At 47.1% G+C, this 14,014-nt stretch carries 12 protein-coding genes; 3 read left to right on the forward strand and 9 right to left on the reverse strand.

Annotation, left to right across the window (positions count from 1 at the left end; genetic code table 11):
• Positions 1-9: 9 nt before the first annotated feature.
• From AC07KQ_RS10390 to thrC, 3 genes are all read right to left on the reverse strand, one after another.
• Positions 10-1,269 carry a carboxylate--amine ligase gene (locus tag AC07KQ_RS10390; protein WP_003580413.1) on the reverse strand — a complete coding sequence of 420 codons (1,260 nt, stop codon included), beginning with the start codon at positions 1,267-1,269 and terminating at the stop codon, positions 10-12.
• Between the two features lie 284 nt (positions 1,270-1,553).
• A complete protein-coding gene (gene thrB / locus AC07KQ_RS10395) occupies positions 1,554-2,435 on the reverse strand; it encodes a homoserine kinase (RefSeq protein ID WP_003585404.1) in 882 nt (293 codons plus the stop codon).
• Positions 2,401-3,915, reverse strand: a complete 1,515-nt coding sequence (thrC, locus tag AC07KQ_RS10400; RefSeq protein ID WP_003585406.1) for a threonine synthase — start codon at positions 3,913-3,915, stop codon at positions 2,401-2,403. Before thrC ends, thrB begins: the two co-directional genes overlap by 35 nt.
• Positions 3,916-4,023: 108 nt before the next feature.
• Here thrC and AC07KQ_RS10405 point away from each other — a divergent pair, with 108 nt between their 5' ends.
• Both AC07KQ_RS10405 and AC07KQ_RS10410 read left to right on the forward strand, forming a co-directional pair.
• Positions 4,024-5,223 (forward strand): homoserine dehydrogenase, encoded by a 1,200-nt coding sequence (locus tag AC07KQ_RS10405; RefSeq protein ID WP_003580423.1) that lies wholly within the window; start codon positions 4,024-4,026, stop codon positions 5,221-5,223.
• Positions 5,220-6,566, forward strand: coding sequence for an aspartate kinase (locus AC07KQ_RS10410; RefSeq protein ID WP_003566864.1), 1,347 nt, complete (start codon positions 5,220-5,222; stop codon positions 6,564-6,566). The genes AC07KQ_RS10405 and AC07KQ_RS10410 overlap by 4 nt, the downstream gene beginning before the upstream one ends.
• Positions 6,567-6,685: 119 nt before the next feature.
• Here AC07KQ_RS10410 and AC07KQ_RS10415 read toward each other — a convergent pair whose 3' ends face one another.
• The 6 genes from AC07KQ_RS10415 to AC07KQ_RS10440 all read right to left on the reverse strand — a co-directional run bounded on the left by AC07KQ_RS10415 (position 6,686) and on the right by AC07KQ_RS10440 (position 12,946).
• Complete coding sequence (locus AC07KQ_RS10415) at positions 6,686-8,203, reverse strand: flotillin family protein (protein WP_016381906.1); 1,518 nt, start codon at positions 8,201-8,203, stop codon at positions 6,686-6,688.
• 39 nt (positions 8,204-8,242) lie between these two features.
• Positions 8,243-8,623, reverse strand: a complete 381-nt coding sequence (locus tag AC07KQ_RS10420) for a hypothetical protein (protein WP_003566868.1) — start codon at positions 8,621-8,623, stop codon at positions 8,243-8,245.
• 288 nt (positions 8,624-8,911) lie between these two features.
• Positions 8,912-9,955, reverse strand: coding sequence for a PTS sugar transporter subunit IIC (locus tag AC07KQ_RS10425; protein WP_003576070.1), 1,044 nt, complete (start codon positions 9,953-9,955; stop codon positions 8,912-8,914).
• 16 nt (positions 9,956-9,971) lie between these two features.
• On the reverse strand, positions 9,972-10,964 hold the full coding sequence (locus tag AC07KQ_RS10430; RefSeq protein WP_003580431.1) for a D-2-hydroxyacid dehydrogenase: 993 nt from the start codon (positions 10,962-10,964) through the stop codon (positions 9,972-9,974).
• Between the two features lie 43 nt (positions 10,965-11,007).
• Positions 11,008-12,171, reverse strand: a complete 1,164-nt coding sequence (locus AC07KQ_RS10435; protein WP_003571143.1) for an aminotransferase class I/II-fold pyridoxal phosphate-dependent enzyme — start codon at positions 12,169-12,171, stop codon at positions 11,008-11,010.
• A 454-nt stretch (positions 12,172-12,625) separates the two neighbouring features.
• Positions 12,626-12,946 (reverse strand): hypothetical protein, encoded by a 321-nt coding sequence (locus tag AC07KQ_RS10440; protein WP_003580436.1) that lies wholly within the window; start codon positions 12,944-12,946, stop codon positions 12,626-12,628.
• Between the two features lie 330 nt (positions 12,947-13,276).
• On the opposite strand from AC07KQ_RS10440, the gene AC07KQ_RS10445 reads away from it, so the two are divergent.
• A complete protein-coding gene (locus AC07KQ_RS10445; RefSeq protein ID WP_019895939.1) occupies positions 13,277-13,981 on the forward strand; it encodes a TIGR00266 family protein in 705 nt (234 codons plus the stop codon).
• The last annotated feature ends 33 nt before the right edge of the window (positions 13,982-14,014 follow it).

Consider the following 14,014-nt stretch of genomic DNA (forward strand, 5'->3'; position numbering starts at 1 on the left):
GCCATTTTATCACATGTCGCCCTTATTTTCCGCAAAATACTGCTTAAACCGACCAACATAATTATGGAACATATATTTCATCAATAACCAGCGCTTGAATGTCATGTCCGGTTTATAAAAGACCGTCGTACCATAGCGTTTCTCTTTAAGTAACTGCAAGGCTTCCTTTTTAGCTTCGTTATCTGCAGAATACTGCTTGAAAACACGCTCTGGAACCCCTAGCCACAATTTATACTTGCTGTGGTCATCATTACCATAAACCGTTGGCGCGTCCTTCAAATCTCCCACGATGTAATCGCGAACAGGCCAGCTGGCAAGATTATACCCATTTAAAGTGACGAAAAAGCTACTCCGGCCTTGACGAATATTAATTTCAAACAGCTTGAACGTCTTGTCACGATGATCATACTTCATATCAAAGTTAGCAAAACCGGTGAACTTAATTGCTTCGAGGAATGTTTTGATCTGATCGTACAAATCCTGATCGAAAGCTGGCATGATCGCGACATAGTTACCGATTGAAGAAGGCGTAGGATCCTCAAGTAGCGGATGACCTAAGCACATCATTTTAACGTGATGATATTGATCAACATAACAGTTCAAAGTCCGCATGTTACTGTCATCACCTGGTACAAAGTCCTGCAAGATGAGATCAGACGTATAGCCGTTATCATAGATTTTGGCAATCGTATTCGTCAGTTCAACTTGCGAGTGAATCGTAAACGCCTTTTTGCGGCCTTCAAAGCGAATGTTCAACCATTCAACGGAATCAGTCGGCTTGAGTGCTACTGGAAATTCAAACGGTGCCGTGATGGTTGCGTTGCTTTCATACATCGACTTGGTGACGATTTTGGTTGCCGGATATGGCAAATGATACTCTTCGCAAACTTGATAGAAGCTCTCCTTACTATTCAGGCGCTTCAACAATTCATAATCAACATATGGGCAGATGAACCACTGGCTCAACTCATCCTTATGCTTGGAAACAAGTTGGGCATAGGTGTCCCCGCAAGCGATTAACAACAGTTTGCCTGGAGCATCTGCATGTACCTTGGCTACCTGCCGCATATTTTCAATAAAAGTCGGATCGGAATCAAAATGCTCGATCAGATGGACATTCACGATCCGCGAAAAACGCGTTGGAGCAAGTTGTTCGCGCGCATAAACATCAATCGCCCCACCGATCATCTCGTGGAACGAACGCGCCATACCATACACATTCATGTCACTGCCAAGCAGGATGGGGGTAAAACTGGGTGCATCTTTCATCTGAATGATAATCTCCTCGTTCAATAAGACGCGAATTCGGTCAACTGTGCGTCTTGAAATTTTCATTTTAAAACCTTGTCTGCCGATTCAATTATTGACAGCAGTCATCGTTAGACTCGTTTTGTAAGACGCGAAGTTGATTTTATCAATCAGCTTCCGTCCTTTGCCCCCGAATTATACCATAATGCCCCACCACGTTCACTTGCGTCAGGATACCATAACACTTTTTCAATAATCATGAATCAAAAAATACTAGGTCATGGCTACCTAGTATTTTCTGAAACTCACTCAAACTGTTCAACTTGTACGCCTTGTTGACTTGGCGCCACCACCTGTACTTGCCACTTTTTCCAACTTTCTTGAGCTTGCGCTTGTATCTGTGCGGCTGCCGCAGATGAGGCTGTGATCGCTAGCATGGTCGAACCAGAACCAGAAATCAAAAGAACACCACCGGCCGTCTGCACCACTTGATGAGCCGCTGAATAGTCTGGTATTAATTCCGCGCGGTAAGGCTCCTGCATCCGATCAGTCGCAACTTGGCGTAATAACAACATGTCGCCATCAGCCAGTGCCCGGGTCATCAAGGTACAACGGCCCATTTGATAGGTAGCATCTGCATAAGTCATGGTTCGCGGTAAAATTCGGCGGGCATCAGCGGTACTGACAGCATAGTCAGGGATCAAGGTCACAAAATGCAACTTTGAGCTGACGGTATACTGCCGAACGACTGGTTCATTTTGCGCCATGATCGTGGCACATAGCTGCCCGTAAATCGCTGGTGCCGCATTATCTGGATGGCCTTCCATCTCAGTAGCAAATCGCAACAGCGCCGTATCATCCCAACCGGCTTGATACCACGCATTAGCTGCGGCGATACCACCAACCACACATATTGCTGAACTGCCCAAACCGCGGGCACTCGGCACCGCTGAATCAACCACAATCCGCAGATTAGGAACAGGCTGATCAATCGCCTCGGCAAATTTGCTAAACGCCTGATAAATCAAGTTCTCATTGTTGGCGAAAGCTGGGTCATCGCCAATGATCTCAAGCTTTTGGGTGCTCATTTCAAACGTAAAATGAGCTTTGAGATCTAAGGCAAGTCCCAGCACATCAAAGCCAACCGCTAAGTTAGCGCTCGTTGCCGGAACGGACACGCTGATCATCGTTGAATACCTCCTTCGCCGCCCCAATAATAGCTTGGCCCATATCGGTTGGTGCCACAACAACCTTTTCCTGCGGTCTTAGCTGTTGAAGGTGAGCAAGATTCGGCGGAATCGGCACACCGCTAACCTGTTGCAACATTTGCATCGCAGCAAAGTCATCATCCGGTACGTGCGATTGTAGTGCCTTTGCCACCACGCGTGGAAATTTATAAGGGCTTGCGGTGGCTAAAAGCACATTCGGGGTGTTATCCCCAGACGCCGCCCGGTACTGCTGTTGAACCGCATAACCAACAGCAGTGTGCGGATCCAGCAAATACCCATCCCGATGCCAAACCTCGCGAATGGCATCTGCCACCTCTTCATCAACAGCAAAACCGCCAGCAAAGTCCGCTTGAATCGCGGTCAACACATCCGGCCGAACTTGATAGCGACCAGTCGTCTCAAGTTCCTGCATTAAATGCGCAACATACGCGCTATCTTCGCCACTCTTATAATACAACAGGCGTTCCAGATTACTGGAAATTTGAATATCCATGCTAGGTGCCACTGTTTTCAAAAACGGTCGGTTGCGATCATACACACCGGTTGCCAGAAAATCAGCCAATTCGTTGTTGGCATTGGCGGCCGCGATTAGTTTATGAACAGGCAAGCCTAGACTCTTAGCATAGTAGCCCGCCAACACATCGCCAAAATTCCCGGTTGGAACAGTGAAATTAACCTCATCTCCCATTGAAATGGCCTGTGTTTTAACCAGTTGGCTATACGCTGCAAAATAATACACAACTTGCGGAATCAGTCGGCCAATGTTGATGGAATTGGCTGCTGACAGGGTTACTTGCTCTGCCTGCAACCGAGCAGCAAAGCTAGTGTCAGTGAACAATGTTTTCACTGCGCTTTGGGCCTGATCAAAATTGCCAGCAATTGGGAAAACTCGCGTGTTGTCACTGCCCACGGTCAACATTTGGCGCTCCTGAATTGGACTGACACCATGATTAGGATAGAAAACTGTGATCCCAGTCTGCGCGACATCTTTAAACCCTTGTAGAGCCGCCGTTCCCGTATCACCGCTGGTTGCCGCTAAAATCATGACCCGATCATCAGGATCAAGTGCCAACTGCATCAAGCGCGGAAGCAACTGCAAGCCGACATCCTTAAAGGCACTGGTTGGTCCATGAAATAACTCTAAGACATGAAAATCCCCGACAGAACGAACTGGCGTGATGCGATCATCGGAAAAATGCTGATGATAGGCAAAATGAATCGCTTTTTTTAGTGAGTCGGTGTTAAAATCAGGCAACAGGATCATGAGAACTCGCTGAGCAATCGTTTCATAATCTAAATCTAACAGTTCATGAATGTTCAGCGTCTGATCGGCCAAATGCGGCAGGACAAACAAACCGCCTTCTTCAGAAATACCTTGTTTGATTGCCTCTTTGCTGGTTTTGCTAACCTGATGATCCCGTGTGCTCGTATATCGCATTTGAAGAACTCCTATCTCATTCGGCTTGAATTAACGATATGGATATGATAATCTGTTCGCATTAGAAAAACAAGTGTCTATATTTTATAAACAAGGAGCTGAGAATTTATGAAAATTGCCATCTTAGGTTTTGGGACTGTCGGCAGCGGCGTTTACGATATTATTGCAAATGGTGATACCCGAATGCGCGTCACCGCTATTTTCATTCGGCCAACGCACCCTGCGACCATGCCTGAGATGACAACAGACCTTGACGCCATCTTAAACGATCCTACTATTGATGTGATCGTTGAAACAATGGGCGGTCTTCATCCAGCACATGATTATATTTTACAGGCTTTGCAGCACGGTAAGCACGTGGTTACCGCTAATAAAGCCGTTGTCGCTAAATATTTGCCGGAGTTTATCGCTGTTGCTGCCCAGCATCACGTGCAATTTTACTTCGAAGCCACTACTGGCGGCGGCATCCCGTGGATTCGCAACCTTGAACGCGCCGCACGCATTGATCAGATCGATACCATCGAAGGCATTTTTAATGGCACTAGCAATTATATTCTCGATCAGATGCAACGCGCCCACCTCGATTTTGACCCCGTGCTCCTAGCCGCTAAAGATATGGGCTATGCCGAAGCCGATCCCAGTGCTGATATTGATGGCGAGGATGTGGTCAACAAGCTGAAAATTTCGGCAGCACTTGCCTACAACATGGCCCCACCACGTGATGTCCCAACTTTTGGTATTCGCAACGTCAGCAAAGCCGACATTGACTTTTTCGCAAGTCAACATCAGGTTTTACGGTTGATTGGTAAAAGTAAACGTGACGGTGACCACTATAGTATGGTCGTGGAACCGCGCTTGTATTCAGAAACCGCCTTGGCGGCCAATACATTTGAAAACTTCAATCTAATTCGCCTGCATGGACAAACGATTGGCGACCTGCAATTTTATGGCCAAGGCGCCGGAAAATACCCGACAGCCAACGCTATCGTGCAAGATCTGTACGATATCCTTGAAAATGCCCCGCATCTGGACCGTAGCTTCGATCAGCCGCTGCATTTTGACGCCAACCTGAATGTCACCGATTACGTTTTGCGCGCCGATCCCATGACCTTCGCGATGTTCAATGATCGCGAAACCGAGATCGTCAATGACCGGCTGGTGATCAAGCAAATACCAACTGGCGACATGCACAAACTCATGCGCGGCGTTTTGGCCATTGATGCCGATGCTTTTATGGCAGCAATCGGAGACAGTGAGTTGGCTGCTAAGGACGTCCTTCACCAGCAAGATCAGGAGGTGATCGGATGAAGGTCGTCAAATTTGGCGGTAGTTCCGTGGCCGATGCCGGTCAATTCCAGAAAGTTAAAGCCATAATCGATCAGGATGTGAATCGGCAAATCGTCGTGATTAGCGCAGCTGGAAAATATGGTAATGCTACCCGAAAATTAACTGATACGCTCTATTTAATTGCTGACGGCATGGAAGCCGGTCGAGATGTCGAACCGCTGTTTAATCAGGTCTTGGCTCGGCTAGAGGCCATCAACATTGCGCTGCAGCTCAATGTGCCGCTCATCAAACTGTTGCATACAATTCGCCATCATCTGGCCATTCGCTATTCTCGAGACTATCTGGTCTCTCGCGGTGAGTTCTTGACAGCCCACTTAATGGCAGCCTACTTAGGCTATACTTTTGTGGACGCCGCCAATCTTTTGTTTTTCAATAAAGCAGGCGCCATTGATGAAGCCAAAACTCAGACTGCTTATCAACAACTAGCCAGCCATCATGGTATCGTCGTTCCCGGTTTTTATGGTCGCGACGCAGATGGACATGTCAAGCTGATGCCGCGCGGCGGTTCTGACATTTCTGGTGCATGGCTAGCACGCTTGGCCCACGCTGATCTCTATGAAAATTGGACCGATGTTTCAGGCATTAAAATGGCCGATCCGCGTATCATTAAAGATGCCGACAGTATTGATGTGATGAGTTACGACGAATTACGCGAACTCACCTACATGGGATTTAGTGTTTTCCAAGAAGAAGCGGTGCAACCGGTCCGTGAATGTGGCATCCCGACGCGTATTTTGAACACCAATGCGCCAGAAGACCCAGGCACGCTGATCATTCATGATGATGACCCCGCCAATGATCTCAAAACAATCACTGGTATTGCTGGCCGTAAACATTATTTGGTCATCACGGTCCGCAAGTACCAGCTGGCCTTGCACTTAGAAGTCATTCAACATGCGCTCGGGGTAGTTGCAGCGCACCATCTCGTTGTCGATTATCTGCCCACGGGCATTGACAGTTTCAGTCTGCTCATTCGTGAACCGCGTCGTCAAGTCTCGGTACAGGAGCTGACCGCTGAAATCGCCGCTGCCTGTCAACCAGACAAAATGGAAGTCACCGAAAATGTTGCGTTAATCGCCATGGTTTCTCGTAAACTTCGACAACGACCAGCCATTGCCGGAAAAGTCCTCGCTTATCTGGATGATAACCTGCTCAACGTACAACTCGTTAGTCAGACCAATGACGATATCAATTTGCTAATCGGCGTACATGATCTTGATTACGACAAAGCTGTTCGGGTCATTTATAGCAGTATTCATCAAAACTTTCAGCGTCCGGCGCCTTATATTGAGGGGATTGCCTAGCACGTTACAAGCCTTGAATCGCATTTAATAAAAAAGCATCCTTTCCGCAAAAATTTACCGGAAAGGATGCTTTTTTGTTAATCCAACCTTTTGTCACTAGCAAGTTAACAACTTATAGGTTACTTATTCTTTTCTGCCATCCGCGATGGTGTCGGTTTTGGGTCATCATCAGTGGTTCCCTTTTTAGGGGCCATTGTTGCTTCTGCTGGCGGCTTCGGTGCAGCTGCATGTTGATCCTTGATGGCATCGACAACGGGTTGATTTCCAGCTTGATGCATCAAGGCGCCGTTCAGCATCCCGCGAATATCAATTCCGGCAACTTCTTGCAACATGTCCAATTGTTTGACCAGACTGCCGCTGGTTTGACCGGTCAGATCACCGTCACCATAAAGCTTGATCGAATCGACATTGGCATATGGACTCATCGCGGCTTCGATAATCTTTGGCATTGCCTCAATGGTCATCTTAAACCGACCGGATTCGTCTAACTGACGGGCTGCTTCTGCTTGCTTGGCGATAGCTTCCGCCTGCGCCAGCCCAATTGCCCGCGTTTTGCCAGCTTCTGCTTCCCCGATGGCCTTAGTGGCATTAGCGTTGGCTTCAGCGGCTAATTCTACCTGCTTGGCTGATGCCTCAGCTGCCGCAATCTGCGTAGCTTTTTGCGCTTCAGCTGCGCGCTGCGCCTTATACAGATCGGCGTCGGCTTGCTTACGCACGCTGGCATTCAATTCTTGCTCTTGTAATTCAGCGTCTTTTTGGGCAAGTTCAATATCTTTTTCTTTTTGAACTTGCTTGGCCTTCATTTGCTCAACAATAGCAGCCTGATCTGCCTGCGCTTGGGCGATTTCTTGCTGTTTCTTGAAATCAGCCATTTTGACTTGCTGTTCGCGTTCGGCATCAGCCACCTGTGTCTGCCGCTCAATTTCTTGTTGCTTAGCTTCTTGATCCGCCTGCGCTTGCTGAATCCGGGTGTCACGACTGGCCGCCGCTTCAGCCACTGCTGCATTTTTCTTAACTTCAGCGATTTGCTTTTTACCCAGCGAATCCAGATAACCGTTTTTATCGGCAATATCCTTGATCGTGAATGAGATGATCTGCAAACCCATTTTTGCCAAGTCTGAACTAGCTACATCCTGAACCTTCTCCGCAAAGGCATCACGATTCTGGTACGTGTCTTCCACGGTTAAGGTGCCCAAAATAGCGCGCAGATGGCCTTCAAGGATTTCGGTTGCTTCCGAATTGATTTGTTCGTCATTCTTGCCCAGAAATTGTTCTGCCGCCGTCGCGACCTCTTCTTGACTGGAACCAATTTTCAAAATAACGGTTCCGTTGACGATGATTGGCACCCCTTGTTGTGTATACACTTCTGGGGTTGCGACTTCAATCGTGCGTGTATTCAGACTCAAAACATCCCAGCGCTGCAAGATTGGCAGAATGAACGAACCGCCATTCGTAATCAGCTTAACTCGATTGCCGTTAACATCTCTAAAACTGTGCTTGCCCGAAATCATGGCCCCAGAGATAATTAACACTTCGTTGGGCAGTGCGGTTTTGCGATGGGTCGCCAAGAAAATAAAAATCAAAATCAAGACGATGGCCGCAATGATCCACGGCATATAATCAGTGAGAATTTCCATAAGTCCCCTCCTCTAAATGTGATGGCTAACTACGCTAGTTCACGCTCTCCTAAATGCATCAACATATGCGATGCCTTGCTTGAGTTCGATGATGACGACCTTGGTGCCTTGAGCCAGTGTTTGATGCGTGCCGGACCACAATTTGGCGGGATAGGTTTGCCGCGCCAAACCACCGCCAGTCACCATCACTTCACCAGTGTGACCATCAGAAACGGCTAATGTAACAGTCCCCAACAAATAATCGCGATCACTGACGGATGTCGTGTTCTCAACGGGTGCCAGTAATCGTTGCAAGAACGCGATCAGCGGCAGTAAGACTAAAGAAAAAAGCATCCACAATAAGCCAATCGCCAAAAGCATGGCACCAATGATCACAAGAATTTGTAACCAAAAAACTTGTTGGGTCAGCCATGACACCATCGTCATCACCTCACTTTTTAATCACATTAAATCCCTTTCATTTTATCATGCAAGCCGTCCATAACCTATACCATTATCGACACAACGTGCGTTTTTTATTTTAACTTGGCGAATTCTTCATCCCGAACCAATTTAGTTATCAAAAAATAAATTTTCGCAAAAAATGTGCTTTTAGACGTTACAAATTTTACTGATAGCATTGAGCCGTTAAACCTACAGAACTTCTTTTGTTGATCCAAGATTATGTGCATTCACAACCAGGCTTTAGGCGGGATTGATAGAAACCTATCAGTTGTAATTCAAAGCATAGTCTTCAGGGTCTTGATAATGCAGCGTCTTGGTGAACAAGACATGACTCGCATAGGCCAACGCAATCGGCAAGATAAAGAATAACAAGGTCAATTCAAGGACATTGCCAACTGTGACACTGCCCATAGCATCAAGCGCTGCCAAGGGGCCGACTAAGCCAGAAAATCCAAAACCGGCACTGGCCGGGGTGCCTTGAATGTTCAACGCCGCCCCAATACCGCCTAGAATGCCAGCATTAATCGCCATCGGCAAAAAGAGCTTTGGCCGAGAAAGAATGTTAGCCATCTGCATTTTTGGCGAACCGAGGAAGTGAGCCAGCGACGTGCCAAAAGAGTTTGCCTTCCAGCCATAGGTCGCCAAGGCAAAACCTGCCCCCACAATCCCGAGGTTAGCAGAACCCGCACCGATACCGGTCAACGAGATTGCCGTGGCAATACCGACCGTACTGATCGGGCTCACAATCAACACGGCGAAAATGATCCCCATGAGCACACCCATCACGATTGGCTGCAAGGCCGTCACATCATGGACAACGACACCAATATACTTCGTGATGCTTGAAACCGGCCCAAGCGTTAACATGCCAATCCCGCCGGCAATGACCAGCACCAGTGATGGAATGAGCAAAATCGTATAAGCTTTCAAGGCGTCACCAAGCAGCACTATCAACAAATAACCAATGGCTAAGGTGATCGCAAGGTTAATGACATCGCCAGTACCAGCAACCGTCAATCCTGTTTTAGTCAGATGGTAGTTGCCCGCCCCAACGATCGCGGCCAAAGCTAACGAACTGGTTTGAATCGGCGTAAATTTGGCCAACATGCCGACACAGACAGCCGACAGTGCCGGCAACAAAGTCATTGCAGCCCCTGTCATGTAGGTAACCACCGCCAATTGCGGAAAGCTTGGCAGCAACAGTTTGACAATTGCGTTCAAAATAGCGCCGGGTACCAAGGCGACAATAATTCCCACGGATAATCCGTTCAAAATGTTCATAGTAATGGTTTTAGCATCTTGTTTCATTGACTTGTCCTCCAAGTTAGTTGACTTGATGCGCTGACTTGCCGCCTTCAAGAATGGTTTTAACATCGTCCAGTGAAATATCAATCATATTTTTGACCGCCGCATCCGTATAAAAACCGATATGTGGTGAAATTTCAACATTCGGCATAGCCTTCAAAGTTTCAAGTGCCTGATTATCAACGAACGTTTGACTGCGGTCTTCTCCGAAAATACCGGCTTCGCCTTCAATCGTATCCAAGGCTGCTCCGGCAATCGTGTGATCATTAAGTGCTTTTATCAGCGCTTCCGTATCCACAATTGGCCCGCGGGCCGCATTGATCAGATATGCGGTCGATTTCATTTTACGTAACGCATCCGCATCAATGAGATGGGTGGTCAAGCCGTCCAACGGTGTATGGACCGTCACGACATCAGATGTGGTGAGTAAGGTGTTTAGATCCACATAACTGACCGTATCCGCCAATTCAGGCCGCTTCACTGGATCACTGACGATCACAGTCGCTCCCAATGCCCGAAAAATACGGGTCACAGCACTGCCGATTTTACCAGCACCAATAATACCAACCGTCAAGTTATGAATTTCAGATGCTTCAAGGCCGGCCCAACTATAATCATCCTTCGCTTCGCGGGCGCTTGCTTCCCCTAAATGCCGAATCAACCGCATGACTTGGGCTAAAACCAGTTCGGAAACCGATCGTGGCGAATAGGCCGGTACATTGGTCACAACTAATCCGTTTGCAGTGGCGGCAGCAAGGTTCACAATATCGTAGCCGGTAATGCGCAATGTCAGCTGTTTGATGCCAAATGCCTTCAGTTTTTGGTAAACCATTTCGTCAGGAATCGCACCATGCTGTTGAATCACGACACCGTCATACCCCTTGGCTAAATCAACGGTGTCCGGTCCAAATTCAACCGTGTTGGTATCAACTTGAATATCATTAGCAGCGACCCAAGCATCAATCGCAGCCCGCTCATCAGGTCGGACGGTATACATTAGAATTTTTGTCATATTTGCCTCCAGATTGTTAGCCCAGCATTTTTCAATCGGCTCATTAATGCGTTGCCATATACTTGGCGATGCGCTCGGCCGCCAACTTGAGATCCGCCATTGAAGCTGCATAAGAAATCCGCACGTACCCTTCACCGCCGGGGCCAAAACTAGCGCCAGGAATTACCGCGACCTTCGCCTCTCGCGCCAAGGCATAGACGAACTTCCAACTATCATGCATTCGCTCCGGCAGCTTGGCAAAAATGTAGAAAGCCCCATCTGGGTTCGGCACAGTCAACCCTGCGGCAGTTAAGGCTTTGATCAAGAAGTCACGGCGTTTCATATAAGCTTCCTTCATTGGCTGCGTATCATCCATGCCGTTTTTCAAGGCTTCTTCAGCGGCGCGCTGCGCATTGGTGGTGACACTCGTGATCGTGAATTCACTTACTTTGCCAATCTGCTGAATCACATCAGCTGGTCCTGCGGTGATTCCGACCCGCCAACCGGTCATGGCATGGGACTTTGAGACCCCATTCAATACAACCGCTTGATCAGGTAAAATTTCACCCATCGACACATGTTTGCCTGTATACGTCAGCTCGGAGTATATTTCATCACTCAATACGAAGATTTCGTATTGCTTGATCACCGCTGCCAAGGCTTCCAAATCCGCGCGATCGTATGTCACACCTGTCGGATTCGTCGGATAGTTCAAAACAACGGCTTTTACCGTGTCTTTGTTTGCCTCAATTGCCTTCTGCAACTTCTCCGGTTTCAAAATGAAACCATCTTCTGACGTATCAATAAAAATCGGCTTGGCACCATTCAACAACACAATTGGAATATACAACGGAAAAATTGGCGTCGGGATAATGACGGTATCGCCTTTATTCAGCATTGCCGTCAAACTCGAATAGATGCCGCCTGTCGCGCCGGCAGTGATCAAAATTTGGCTTTCCGGGTCATATTTGGTGTTGTATTTCGTCGCCAGATAATGGCTGGCAGCAGCTCGCAATCCTGGAAGTCCTTTGCTTTGCGTGTAATGACTCTCATTGTTTTCAATCGATGCAATACCGGCCGCCTTCACATGTTCAGGTGTCGGAAAATCCGGCTCGCCAAGTGTCAGCTTGACAATACCTTCAATCCCGCTGATCGCAGCATTAAATTGCAAAATATCGCTGGGCTTGAGCTGCTTAACTTCCTGATTCATCCGATCAACTAATGCCATATTATTTTCCTCCAATATTTTTCCTTATAGTTCTATCATAACGTGTTTCATGGGGAAGACCTAGGCGTCCGAACTTTGCCGCCACGGTCAATTGTCCCCTTCTCGAGACCATTTTGATTAGCGAGTCACTCGTTCTGCTGCTTGAAATCAAACAAAACCCCACAGTCACAAGCCGACTGTGGGGTAAGATAATGGGAATGATTCTCCTGATCTCAGCCACACAGTCAATTGCTTGATCTGTGTGACCGCTCACTCAAAGGTAACTGGTCTCACAGATCGTGTCTGAAAAACCAGAAATAAAAGGACTGTTCGCTTTGAGTCAGCTTGTTGGTCATTATGAGAACCTCCTAAGAATTAGATTAGTTACAGGTTACTGGGTTGTGAAGCATTTGTCAAATGATTTATGAGGTATCATTAGCAATTCAGTTTTTTTTAACGACTTTTTGAGATCACTTTAAAAAAGGTTTATCCCAGAAAGTGCTAAGCCAGGCTGGAAATTTCGTTCAATGTCTAGTGCCTGACCTTCCATATCAAGAAGAACAGTTTGTTGCTCTGCCGTGAGTTGATAGTGATGTTCACGCATCTCATCTCTAATAAAGTAGCCGATCGACCGCACTTGCAGACCAATGTTCATCCCTTGTGTTCGTTTACTTGCTAGTTTATCAATTGCCTGTTTTATTTTTAAGACAATCGTTTGGGCGGTGACATCTGTTTGTTTTCCGAAAAGATGTTGTAGTTCTAACATCTTAACCATGATTGCTTGCTTTTCATCCATTCAGAATCGCTCCTTCATTCGGGCAACGAGTTGTTAAATCTTAACGATATACAAAATTTGCCTTTTAATTGCTTGCCGTCTTATTATCGCAGTATCCCTTCCAACATCTGCAAACTGCCAATTTTGGTTATCTTATCCAAAATATACGCCTGAGGAACAGTTCGGGATTCATTTAAATTTAAACGTCGGTATTTTCAGGTTTTTCGTCGTTCTTTCCTTTAATTCGTATAAGGACACCACGGAAAATGCAGTTTTGCCAAACGACAACAACCAACACTGACCCTTCAGAATAGGCTACAATGACCTTAATTAAGAGAGGAGCATTTAGTCATGAATTATTCAATCACACCCAACAGCACCTTCCCTGTTGTCAACATTACGATGGGCCAAGATGAAACGATTCAAATTGAATCCGGGTCCATGATTTATCACAATGGCTTGGTCGAACTCAGCGGTCATATGAATAGTAATGGTAAGAAGGGCCTTGGCGGTATCATGAGTGCTATCGGCCGCTCAGTCACCAGCGGCGAACGTTTTTTCATCACAACCGCCACTGGCACTGCCCCGGATGCTGAATTGGCCATCGCCCCCGGTAATCCTGGCGTTATCAAAGAGTTAACTCTTGACGACACCCATCAGTATCGTTTGAATACGAGTGCTTTTCTGGCCATGGACACCAGCGCCAGCTATCACATGGTGAGTCAAAAAGTCAGCGGTGCTTTGTTTGGCGGGACTGGCGGGTTCTTCATTATGGAAACTGCCGGAACTGGGACAATGCTCGTATCTGCTTATGGCGACATCATTCCGATCACCTTGGATGGCAGTCATGAATATGTGATTGATAACAGTCACGTTGTTGCATGGGACAGCCAACTAAATTACAACATTCAACCTGCCAGCGGTATCATTGGCTTCACAACTGGCGAAGGTTTGGTCAACCGCTTTAGTGGCTCTGGTACTGTGTATATTCAAACGCGGAACATTGAAGCTTTGGCAAATCTGGTTCAGCCATTTTTGCCAAGTAGCAAAGACTGATTGCATTGCCCTGATTTAAGGCAAGCCAATGCA

The organism is Lacticaseibacillus sp. YLM2-1 (genome assembly GCF_056583465.1).

Bases quoted from the DNA above. Each gene is read 5' to 3' on its own strand.
- AC07KQ_RS10390 (WP_003580413.1), bottom strand. From the start codon at position 1,269: ATGAAAGATGCACCCAGTTTTACCCCCATCCTGCTTGGCAGTGACATG.
- thrB (WP_003585404.1), bottom strand. From the start codon at position 2,435: ATGATCAGCGTGTCCGTTCCGGCAACGAGCGCTAACTTAGCGGTTGGC.
- thrC (WP_003585406.1), bottom strand. From the start codon at position 3,915: ATGCGATATACGAGCACACGGGATCATCAGGTTAGCAAAACCAGCAAA.
- AC07KQ_RS10405 (WP_003580423.1), top strand. From the start codon at position 4,024: ATGAAAATTGCCATCTTAGGTTTTGGGACTGTCGGCAGCGGCGTTTAC.
- AC07KQ_RS10410 (WP_003566864.1), top strand. From the start codon at position 5,220: ATGAAGGTCGTCAAATTTGGCGGTAGTTCCGTGGCCGATGCCGGTCAA.
- AC07KQ_RS10415 (WP_016381906.1), bottom strand. From the start codon at position 8,203: ATGGAAATTCTCACTGATTATATGCCGTGGATCATTGCGGCCATCGTC.
- AC07KQ_RS10420 (WP_003566868.1), bottom strand. From the start codon at position 8,623: ATGGTGTCATGGCTGACCCAACAAGTTTTTTGGTTACAAATTCTTGTG.
- AC07KQ_RS10425 (WP_003576070.1), bottom strand. From the start codon at position 9,955: ATGAAACAAGATGCTAAAACCATTACTATGAACATTTTGAACGGATTA.
- AC07KQ_RS10430 (WP_003580431.1), bottom strand. From the start codon at position 10,964: ATGACAAAAATTCTAATGTATACCGTCCGACCTGATGAGCGGGCTGCG.
- AC07KQ_RS10435 (WP_003571143.1), bottom strand. From the start codon at position 12,171: ATGGCATTAGTTGATCGGATGAATCAGGAAGTTAAGCAGCTCAAGCCC.
- AC07KQ_RS10440 (WP_003580436.1), bottom strand. From the start codon at position 12,946: ATGGATGAAAAGCAAGCAATCATGGTTAAGATGTTAGAACTACAACAT.
- AC07KQ_RS10445 (WP_019895939.1), top strand. From the start codon at position 13,277: ATGAATTATTCAATCACACCCAACAGCACCTTCCCTGTTGTCAACATT.